Source organism: Methylobacterium isbiliense (assembly GCF_022179325.1).
GTDB classification, from domain to species: Bacteria; Pseudomonadota; Alphaproteobacteria; order Rhizobiales; family Beijerinckiaceae; genus Methylobacterium; species Methylobacterium isbiliense.
In genome coordinates this window covers 1-9,720 of sequence record NZ_BPQQ01000115.1, presented here as the reverse complement: position 1 = coordinate 9,720, position 9,720 = coordinate 1, and the positions used below count along the sequence as shown (strand labels likewise).

Genomic DNA, 9,720 nt, shown 5'->3' with positions numbered 1-9,720 from the left:
GTGCTCTCTGCCAGTGTCGCTTTAGGCTCGAGCGCTATCGAGCAAGATCCGGCCGGGAAGGCAGCCGAGGAAATCCGGAGTCTCCGGGACGAACTCGTCATATTGGCAAAAATCCAAGCAGGCAAACATTCGCACAAGTATAAAGTGAAAGCTGCGTGATGACTCGCAAACCTAACCCTTTGACTATTGCAGTTCAGCGGTTGGAATCGGAGCGCTCGGCGCCGAAAGCAAAGCCGAAGGCGCCTTCTATCTCCACGCCGATCGAACCAACATCTAAGCGGGCTCGTCGAGGAGAAGGTGACCGTCCCCGAAGTAGGCAAGGTAAAACATTCATTGCGGTCTATGTAAATCCGGATGTGCATCGTCAGTTGAAATTATACGCAGTTATGAACGGACGTGGTATCCAAGAATGCATGCTTGAAGCTATGGATTTATTTTTCGAAAAGCATGGGCTTGAGGTCAGCGCTCAAGCGGTTGATGGAGATTAGAACCTTTCATCAACCTGTTGTGGGTTGAGAAACGCCTCTAAGCTCGAGTTTGGCCAATCAGGCGGCTTGGCAGAGAGCGTAGACCCAGGGGTGGGGTAGGACGAACCGCGGTTTCGATTTTTGGCGCTGGCGGCCGGGCATCACTAGAAACCCGCTCCCGCCAGAGCGCATAACGCACCGCCGCAAGGGCATCGACGAAGGTCGGCTTTGGTTTGGCGTACTATGCCGCTGTCGCGACCCGAGCGCGGTCGCAAGGCGGCAGACGGTTGGCGAACAGCGTGACGATCGAGAATAGGGCGAGCAGGCAGGGCGTCGTCCGGGCGATCGCCGTGTCGGGTCACTACCGCTGCGTCTCAACGCCGAGATGAGCGCGGGTCTCCTGGAAGGTGACCTCAACGCTCCAGCGCCGCACAAACCACACCACGATCTGCGCTGGCTCGCGCTCGAGGTCCGTGCAGAGCAGGGCCTGAGGTGCGAAGCGGTTCTCGGGATCCCGGACCAGCACCCATCGGATCGGCACAACCGGCAGCCCTCCTGTCACCAAGGAGTCAGCCCGTCGTGTCGCCTGACAAGCGGCTCCGGTTCGGACAGGAGCGCGCACACCACCTCGTAGAGCTGTCCGGCCGGCGTGTACCGCGCCGAGCAGTGCGTGGCACGATGCGAGAAGGTGCTGTGCCTCTTGCCGTTGCAGAAGTGCTCCCGGCTCACTACAGCGGGCACCTGCCCGACGAGGAGCCGCGTGTCGCTTGGCTGTGGCACGGCACTGCCGTGTGGGCGACCGATCGGGTGCGTTGCCGAGCGGCGGTGTGTGGGGGCGCGGTACTGCGTGCGCTGCGCATAAATCTGGCCCGTGTAGGTCGGGTTGCGCGGGATGCCGCGGATCGTGGGCCTCGACCAACGCGGTGCGCCTGAGGGCTGGGGACGCTGCGACGGTCGAGGTGCAGCGTTGCGATCGTCGGCGACGCGCGCGGGACCGTCCAAGATCGCCGCGTCCTCGGCCCAGACGACCCGCTCGAGGCAATTGCTGCGCATAGGCCGACTGATGCAGACTGGCATCCGTTGAACCGGTTGCCGCCGCAAATGCGACGGTTGGCCCTGTGGCCAAAGGGGCGGGCCGATCGCGCTCGGCACGGCCAAGGGCCTGCCGTGATAGGCCTAGCCGCAGTGTCGACGCACGACCACGGCTTCGGGCAGCCACCCCGGTCCGCGGTTCTGCTCGTGCTTGCGGCGTCGGTCCTCCTCAAGCTGCGCCCTGCAGCCCCGGCCAAAGGATGCACGAGTGTTAGTGAGGCAATCAGGCAATCAGGTTTGCGAATTTTGAGTTAAATTGACGGCTGAGCGCTCGAGGTGTACCCCTCGTTGCCGTGGGCCATGGGTCAGGCTGCCTTCTGACGGGTTGGACGCGCTCGGACAGTGTGGCGTCTTGGGCCTGCGACAGTGTGTGGAGACGAGGGTTTGAGTCACTGAAAGCGCCGTGGGCGCAAAGAGAAGGGCCCTCAGGCTCGCCGGCCTGAGAGCCCTAACCTCTCGATGAGAGGGCAGCTCGCTTTGTAGCAAGGCGATCTTGCCCACTCTCATTCGGACCGTCAACCACCTGCATGAGGCGGAAGGAACGGTTTTGTGCTACGGCCAACCTTGAAAGGGTTGGAGACGTGGATAGGACATCTGTGCCTTCGCGGTATCAGGGCGGGGGAATGATAGCGCGTGCCCTTAGTATCGCGGGAGCGAACTGGCGCGGGCAATCGCCCATCGTCGGGCCGGACGAGGCCGCTCGGAATGAGGCCGAGTGGCTGACAGGAGAGGACGCCGTTGCCATCGGAGAGGCTTCGGAAAGTCTCACAGTTTCAATGACTATTTCGACAATTTCCCGGTTCGTTCCCGCATTGACGGGAAGGGAAAATTCCGTGTTGTCGAAACATTGTTCAGATTCAACGAATGCTGAAACGAGAAGCGCCACCCCTGGGGTCGGAGCCCAGAATGGCGCACAGGAAGTCTCTTCTCGTGGCCGTGAGCATAAGGCGGCGCACATCGCCCTGACAAGCCGCCTCGCGGCTCTCATTGACAACGATGGCATTGTCCACGCCGCCTTTGGCCGTCCGGCGGATACGCGCAGCTACCTCAACGGAGGCGCGGCATGAACACGCCTTACCTCAACTCCGACCACATTGCCCACGGCAGCGTAGAGATGATTCGTGAGTGCGCCGCCGAGTGCCTGCAGATGGCGGCCTTCTACGCAAGCAGCGGCGTCGGCTACGTCGACGCTCTGGATGATGCGGGCTTCGATTACTCCATCCGCCGCGCCGTCGCTCACCTCCGGCAGGCCGTCAGGCTCGCCGCGATGCTCCAATTGGCCAAGCGCCAGAATGCCGAGCACCCAGGCGATGAGCCCACGGCGGAGGCCTTAGAGGACTTCGGCCGATGAGGAACATCGACCCCTTTGCCGAAGAGATGGCCGAACTCGGTCCCGAGCTGAACTGGCCGCCCTACAACGATGCACCGCACCGGGATCAGCCCCGACGCTGCACCACTGGCAATTCACAGCTCACACAGACGGAGAAGCTGCCGCTCTTCCCGCCGCTGCCGCCGGCTGAGCCTTATCCGGTAGAGGCTCTCGGGCCAATCCTGGCCGATGCCGCTGCGGTGATTGCCCGTAAGGTGCAGGTGCCGGATGCGATTGCGGCTCAGTCAGTTCTCTCCGCAGCCTCGCTCGCCGCGCAGGCACACGCCGACGTGCTGCTGCCGTATGGCCAGAGCCGGCCACTCAGCATTTACATCGTCACGATTGCCTCGTCGGGCGACCGCAAGAGCACCGCCGACAACGAGGCGCTATGGCCGATTCGCCGCCGCGAGGAGACACTGCACTTATACTTTAAGCAAGAATTTCAGGGTTGGCTCGTTACGCATGCGGCTTGGACTGCCGAGAAGCGCAGGATCGAGGCCGACCGCAAGCTCGGGTTTGAGAATCGCAAGATCGCGTTGGCGGCGCTTGGCCCTGAGCCAGAGACGCCGCTTCGCCCAGTCCTGACGAGCGCTGAGCCCACGTTCGAGGGCTTGGTGAAGTCTTGGTCCGACACACCCGCCGCACTCGGCGTCTTCACTTCAGAGGGCGGACAATTCACGGGAGGGCACGCGATGTCGGCGGAGAACCGGCTGCGCACTGCCGCAGGCTTCTCGGTGCTGTGGGACGGTCAGCCCGTAACGCGCATGCGAGCGCTCGACGGTGTCACCATCCTGCGCGGGCGGCGGCTGGCCATGCACCTCATGATTCAGCCTGGCGCCGCAGCGGAGTTCCTGGCTGACCCCGTGCTGCGCGACCAGGGCTTGCTCTCCCGCGTGCTGGTGGCAGCGCCTGATAGCATCGCGGGCACGCGCCGCTATCGTCGCCCTGTCGCCGAGGACGAGGTGTTCCTGCGCGCTTACCACGCTCGCATCCTGGCCTTGCTGGAGGCGCCATGGCCGTTGAGCGGAGACCGGGCGAAGGGTCTCCAACCGCGCCCACTACGGATGATAGAAGCAGCCGAGGATTTGTGGCGTGACTTTTATGACCGGATCGAGGAGCGCTGCGCGCCGAATGGTGATCTCCGCCCCGTGCGGGACTTCGCCGCCAAAGCCGCCGAGCACGCGGCCCGCATCGCCGGAGTGCTGACTGTCATCGCCGACGAGCGCGCCGTCGACATCGATCCGGAGACGATTCGGCGGGCGCTACGCCTGACGAGCTGGTACGTGGAGGAGGTGGTTCGTCTGCACCGATCCTGTCGCCCAGACCCGGCTCTGCTGCGAGCCCAGGCGCTGCTGGACTGGTTGGGCAGTCGCAACGAGGCCGAGACCAAGTTCTCCGCCATCCTTCAGCTTGGTCCAGGTCCGACCCGCACGAAGAAGGAGGCTGAGGCCGCCATCGATGTGCTGAAGGTGCACGGCTGGGTGGCTGAGAGCAGCCAACGACCCCGCACCATCCGTCTTATACCGGGCGGCTCAAGCATTGCATGACAAGGGTGCCCAAGTGCGCCGAAACGCAGGCCCTCGATGCTAAAGTTGCTAGAGTTGCTAAAATTCGTGCTTTGTCTCGCCATCCTTAGCAAATTAGCAATTGTAGCAATGGGGCTTCGGAATCTGAGAGGCGGAGACTGCCCTCGCCCGCATGCAGGTGTGCGGGGGAGGGATGGAGATCTCATTTGATCCTCCACCGTTTCGGTGGTTCTCCCGCACTTTGAGGCTGTGCCCCGAGCCGTGGTGTAGCTCTGTCGGTGTGATCACCGCGATCCCCGGCTGGGCCGGATCTGGTCAGGCTGCCACGGCGGGCAGGCCGACGAGGGCATTGACCTTGCCCCCTGGCCTGCCCTCGTTCTGAAGCTAGGGTCCGTCGATGAGGAGACGGACGATGAAGAAGAGCCGGTTCAGCGAAGAGCAGATCATCGGTATTCTGAAGGAGCAGCAGGCGGGGCTACCGGTGGCTGAGATCTGCCGCCGCCACGGCATCAGCGACGCGACGTTCTACACGTGGCGCTCGCGCTTCGGCGGCATGGAGGTCTCGGACGCGCGGCGTCTGAAGGCGCTCGACGAGGAGAACCGCAAGCTCAAGAAGCTCCTGGCCGAGGCGATGCTCGATGTGGCGACGCTGCGTGAGGCGCTGGGAAAAAACTTCTGACGCCCGGCGCACGGAGAACAGCCGTGAGCTGGGCCATCGAGGAGAAAGGCTATTCCCAGCGTCGCGCCTGCGGGCTGATCGGCCTGGAGCCGAAGACGTACCGCTACGCCTCGACCCGCGGTGACGATGCGGCCGTGCGGGTACGCCTGCGCAGCCTGGCCGGCGAGCGCCGTCGCTTCGGCTACCGGCGCCTGCTCATTCTGCTGCGGCGGGAGGGCCTCACGCTCAACCACAAGAAGCTCTTCGGCCTCTATCGGGAGGAGCGGCTGTCGGTGCGCAGGCGGGGTGGGCGCAAACGAGCTCTTGGCACGCGTGCGCCGGCCGCCGTGCCCCAGGAGCCGAACCAGCGCTGGAGCCTCGACTTCGTCTCCGACACGCTCAACGACGGACGCCGCTTCCGCATCCTCGTCGTGGTCGATGACTGCACGCGGGAGTGCCTGGCGTTGGTGGTCGACACGTCGCTGTCCGGCCGGCGCGTCGCGCGCGAACTCGACCGGATCATCGCGGGCCGGGGCAAGCCGCTGATGATCGTCTCGGACAACGGCACCGAGTTGACCTCGCACGCGATCCTGCGCTGGCAGGAAGAGCGTGCGGTCGAGTGGCATTACATCGCGCCCGGCAAGCCGCAGCAGAACGGCTTCGTTGAAAGCTTGAACGGGCGCTTGCGCGACGAGTGCTTGAACGAGCATCTCTTCCGGAACCTGCCGGCGGCCCGGACCATCATCGAGGCGTGGCGGCTGGACTACAATACCTGCCGCCCTCACACGAGCCTCGGCGGGCTCACCCCAAACGCGTTTGCAACCCGGTCCAAACAGGACCAGAACCAGAACAGACTCTGGTTATGAGCGGGGGCAAACAGGGGGCAAGGTCAGCATCATCGCTGAGCGGCGCGATGCTTTCCAGGGTCATGTAGCGCGAGCGCTGGACCGCCCATTCATCGGACTGCTCGAGCAGGATGGCGCCGACGAGGCGGGTGACGGCGGTCTCGTTCGGGAAGATGCCGACCACCTCGGTGCGCCGCTTGATCTCGCGGTTGACGCGCTCAATCGGATTGACCGAGTGCAGCTTCACCCGATGCGCCACCGGGAAGCTCATGTAGGCCAGCACGTCGTCCTCGGCGCGGTCCATCAGCTCGGCCAACTTCGGCAGCTTCGGCCGCAGCTGATCGGAGACCTTGCGCCACTGCGCCTTGGCGGCTGCGGCATCGTCCTGGGCGAAGGCGGTGGCCATCAGCGCCGAGACCACGCGCCGGCCGCTCTTGCCGGCGTGGGCGAGGGCGTTGCGGGCAAAGTGCACACGGCAGCGCTGGTGGGTGGCGTTCAGCACCCGCGCGGCGGCGACCTTGAGGCCTTCGTGCGCGTCGGAGACGACCAGCTTCACGCCGCGCAGCCCGCGCCGGGCCAGCTTGCGCAGAAACTCGATCCAGAAGGTCTCTGCTTCGGAGGGGCCAATGTCCATGCCCAGCACCTCGCGGCGGCCGTCCGTGTTGACGCCGACCGCGATCGTCACTGCCATCGAGACCACCCGGCCGGCCTGGCGCACCTTCACGTAGGTGGCATCGATCCAGCAGTAGGGCCACTCTCCCTCGATCGGCCGCTCCAGGAAGGCCTTCACCCGCTCATCAATCTCCTCGCACAGCCGGCTGACCTGGCTTTTGGAGATGCCGCTCATCCCCATCGCCCGGACCAGGTCGTCCACCGAGCGCGTCGAGACGCCCTGGATGTAGGCTTCCTGGATCACTGCGGTCAGCGCCTTCTCGGCCAGCCGTCGGGGCTCAAGAAAGAACGGGAAGTAGCTGCCTTTCCTGAGTTTCGGGATCCGCAGCTCGACGGTCCCGGCGCGGGTCTCCCAGTCGCGCTCGCGGTAGCCGTTGCGTTGGACGAGCCGCTCGGGGCTCTTCTCGCCGTGCGCCGCGCCGGTGATCTGGCCCACCTCCAGCTCCATCAGCCGTTCGGCGGCAAAGCCGATCATCTCGCGCAGCAAATCCGCGTCCGCGCTCTTCTCCAGCAGCCCGCGAAAGGCAATCATGTCATCGGTCATCTTCGGTCCTTGGTCTTGGGGTTGTGCTCAGCAAACCCGACCCTAACCGAAGATCGCGGATGACCACCCCGCTACGCCGCTCGCTCGCTACGGCGCCTTGTGACGGCGCGCTTCGCGAGCGGCTCCGCTACCGACCAGCTACACCACAAGCGGGGACACGACCCACTTTGATATTGCCGGCGAATTCCGCACGGCTCAGTCAGGCCGCGAGTTAATGCAGCTGCACAAAGGGTGAGTGGTGAGCATTCGGTGAGGGCCGCGGCTGGGATCGTTGCGCGGGCACGAGGTCAGGCGGCACTCTCGGTCTGCTGGGGAGGGGCCCAGGTCCAGGGCAGGAGTTCGTCGATCCGCCGGGCGGGGTGAGCCGGCAGGCGAGCCAGCACCTCGGCCAGCCAAGCCTGCGGGTCGACCGCGTTGAGCTTTGCCGTGGTGATCAGCGTCGCCATGGCCGCGGCCCGCGCCGCGCCACGGTCCGAGCCAGCAAACAGCCATGCTCGTCGTCCAAGGGCAAAGCCTCTGAGCGCGCGTTCGGCGGCGTTGTTGGGTGTGCCTTGTTCAAGGTGCACCATCCTCCCCGGTGGAAATCCGGGCCGGCAAACTCTCGCTCCAGCCGGAAGCACTCGGGGCGGGTCAGGAGGCGACGAATGGCCTGAAGCACCCTGAGACACGGCCCCTTCAGGGGGTCAGCGGTCCGCACGGGCCGGAACGTGAGTGAACACCGAGCAGGCCTCGAAAGCTGCAGATGTGGAAGCCGACCCGCCCCAATAACGGGGAAGGCCGATGTCGCGGGGGTAGCGAGCGAGACACGCACCTTGCGGTTCCACCGGGGTAAGGGTGCCGGCACGTGCGGGACATGGATGGTGCGCAACAAGGGAAGTCTGCCGTGGTGGAGGGGTGCAAGCCCGCATCCAACGACGAACCCGTGAGGGCCAGCGTCGGCCGTGGCAGATGGCGGATGGGCTCGTAGTACCGTCGAGGCCGGGTAACGCCGGCGGAGGGAAGGAGCCCTGACTCGGTTCAGCAGGAATGCGAGCGGAGAGCGCGGCGATTGACATCACGTCTAGCAACACCGACTCACACCGTTCAGAAGCTCCAGACCTCGCTGCAGGCGAAAGCTAAGGCTGAACCGGCCTTCCGGTTCTACGCCCTCTGGGACAAGATCTGTCGGGCGGACATCATCGAGGAAGCCTATCGCCGCTGTCGGGCCAACGACGGCGCACCAGGCGTCGATGGCGTGACGTTCGACACGATCGAAGCCGAGGGCCTGGATCGTTGACTGGAAAGGCTCGGACAGGAGCTCAAGAGCGGTTCATACCGCCCGCAGCCCCTGCTGAGAGTGTGGATCCCGAAGAGCCACGGCGGACGCCGACCTCTCGGCATCCCCACCATCCGTGACCGCACGGTCATGATGGCGGTGGTGCTGGTGATTGGCCCCATCTTCGAGGCGGACCTGCTGGACAACCAGTACGGTTTCCGTCCCGGATTGGACGCCAAGATGGCCGTGCGGCGGATGTTCTGGCACGTCAGGGACCGGGGGCACCGCGAGGTGGTCGACGTCGATTTGCGCGACTACTTCACGTCGATCCCGCATGGTCCCCTGATGCGCTGCCTGATCCGCCGGATCGCCGACGGACGGCTGCTCCGCCTCGTCAAGAGCTGGTTGACAGTGACGGTGGTGGAACGGGTTGACCGCCGGGTGATCCGCTCGGCCGAGGCGCGGCGGACGAAGAAGGGAACTCCGCAAGGCTCGCCCCTGAGCCCCCTGCTGGCGAACCTCTACTTCCGCCGCTTCGCCCTGGCCTGGCGCGACCACGGGCACCAGGACCAACTCGACGCCCACATCGTCAACTACGCCGACGACTTCGTGATCTGCTGCCGACCCGGCCAGGCCGGAGAGGCGATGACGCGGATGCGGCGGCTGATGACGCGGCTCGGGCTGGAGGTGAACGAGGCCAAGACCCGGATCGCCCGACTGCCGGAGGACGCCGTCACGTTCCTCGGGTACACGCTTGGGCGGTTCTACGGCCGGGATGGGCGGGCCTTCATCGGCACGCTCCCATCGCGGAAAGCCGTGAAGGGTCTGCTTCGCCGGATCCACGACAGCACGACGCCGCGATGGCATGGGGATGCCCCGAAGGCGAAGGTTGCCTCCATCAACCGCCTGCTGCGCGGATGGTGCGGGTATTTCGACCAGGGGCCGGTGATGGCCGTCTACGACCTGATCCGCCGCTATGTCGATCGCCGGCTGCGACACTGGTTGATGAGGCGAACGGGGCGCCGCGGACGCGGCTTCGGGCGGATCTCGCAGGATTACCTGCACGACACGCTCGGGCTGTTCCGGATCCCCGCTCGTCGCGCCGACCTGCCGAGGGCGAAGGCTTGAGGAACCGAGTGAAAGCCGGGTGCGGGAAATCCGCACGCCCGGTTTGATGAGCGGCGACTGGAAAGGGAGCTATGGCGCGAACTGCGACACCGGCATGGGCGAAAGCTGCCGGATAACACCCCTGCCTCGCAGCCTACGGCCACCGCGCCAGTCGCCGACTCTAC

Annotated in this window: 9 protein-coding genes and 1 pseudogene; 6 read left to right on the top strand and 4 right to left on the bottom strand. The window is 65.1% G+C overall.

From position 1 onward, the window contains the following. Positions 1-158 precede the first annotated feature (158 nt). Positions 159-488 carry a ribbon-helix-helix domain-containing protein gene (locus MFF61_RS31990; RefSeq protein WP_238241725.1) on the top strand — a complete coding sequence of 110 codons (330 nt, stop codon included), beginning with the start codon at positions 159-161 and terminating at the stop codon, positions 486-488. A gap of 340 nt (positions 489-828) precedes the next feature. On the opposite strand, the gene MFF61_RS31985 is transcribed toward MFF61_RS31990, so the two are convergent. Further along, positions 829-1,008, bottom strand: coding sequence for a hypothetical protein (locus MFF61_RS31985; protein ID WP_238241724.1), 180 nt, complete (start codon positions 1,006-1,008; stop codon positions 829-831). Between the two features lie 17 nt (positions 1,009-1,025). Next, positions 1,026-1,520: a recombinase family protein gene (locus tag MFF61_RS34090; protein WP_353960079.1), complete on the bottom strand. Its 495-nt coding sequence runs from the start codon at positions 1,518-1,520 to the stop codon at positions 1,026-1,028. Between the two features lie 1,102 nt (positions 1,521-2,622). Here MFF61_RS34090 and MFF61_RS31980 point away from each other — a divergent pair. The 3 genes from MFF61_RS31980 (at position 2,623) to MFF61_RS31970 (ending at position 5,978) form a co-directional block, all read left to right on the top strand. After that, positions 2,623-2,910, top strand: coding sequence for a hypothetical protein (locus MFF61_RS31980; RefSeq protein WP_238241723.1), 288 nt, complete (start codon positions 2,623-2,625; stop codon positions 2,908-2,910). After that, positions 2,907-4,475, top strand: coding sequence for a YfjI family protein (locus MFF61_RS31975; protein WP_238241722.1), 1,569 nt, complete (start codon positions 2,907-2,909; stop codon positions 4,473-4,475). Before MFF61_RS31980 ends, MFF61_RS31975 begins: the two co-directional genes overlap by 4 nt. A gap of 391 nt (positions 4,476-4,866) precedes the next feature. After that, positions 4,867-5,978, top strand: a protein-coding gene (locus MFF61_RS31970) for an IS3 family transposase (protein WP_238241721.1) whose coding sequence is annotated in 2 segments (ribosomal slippage) — positions 4,867-5,116 and positions 5,116-5,978 — 1,113 coding nt in all. Because the reading frame shifts where the segments join, the coding sequence is not laid out codon by codon here. Here MFF61_RS31970 and MFF61_RS31965 read toward each other — a convergent pair. Both MFF61_RS31965 and MFF61_RS31960 read right to left on the bottom strand, forming a co-directional pair. Then, positions 5,914-7,173, bottom strand: coding sequence for an IS256 family transposase (locus MFF61_RS31965; protein WP_238241720.1), 1,260 nt, complete (start codon positions 7,171-7,173; stop codon positions 5,914-5,916). The genes MFF61_RS31970 and MFF61_RS31965 overlap by 65 nt on opposite strands. 287 nt (positions 7,174-7,460) lie before the next feature. After that, a pseudogene (locus tag MFF61_RS31960) lies at positions 7,461-7,715 on the bottom strand (transposase domain-containing protein); the annotation flags it as partial. Positions 7,716-8,221: 506 nt separating this feature from the next. Between MFF61_RS31960 and MFF61_RS31955 the strand changes: the two are divergent. Further along, complete coding sequence (locus tag MFF61_RS31955) at positions 8,222-8,449, top strand: hypothetical protein (protein WP_238241719.1); 228 nt, start codon at positions 8,222-8,224, stop codon at positions 8,447-8,449. Between the two features lie 60 nt (positions 8,450-8,509). Then, positions 8,510-9,556 (top strand): reverse transcriptase domain-containing protein, encoded by a 1,047-nt coding sequence (locus MFF61_RS31950; RefSeq protein WP_238241718.1) that lies wholly within the window; start codon positions 8,510-8,512, stop codon positions 9,554-9,556. Positions 9,557-9,720: the final 164 nt, after the last annotated feature.

Excerpts from the sequence above, each read along its gene's own strand:
- MFF61_RS31990 (WP_238241725.1), top strand. The coding sequence starts at position 159 with ATGACTCGCAAACCTAACCCTTTGACTATTGCAGTTCAGCGGTTGGAA.
- MFF61_RS34090 (WP_353960079.1), bottom strand. The coding sequence starts at position 1,520 with ATGCGCAGCAATTGCCTCGAGCGGGTCGTCTGGGCCGAGGACGCGGCG.
- MFF61_RS31980 (WP_238241723.1), top strand. The coding sequence starts at position 2,623 with ATGAACACGCCTTACCTCAACTCCGACCACATTGCCCACGGCAGCGTA.
- MFF61_RS31975 (WP_238241722.1), top strand. The coding sequence starts at position 2,907 with ATGAGGAACATCGACCCCTTTGCCGAAGAGATGGCCGAACTCGGTCCC.
- MFF61_RS31965 (WP_238241720.1), bottom strand. The coding sequence starts at position 7,173 with ATGACCGATGACATGATTGCCTTTCGCGGGCTGCTGGAGAAGAGCGCG.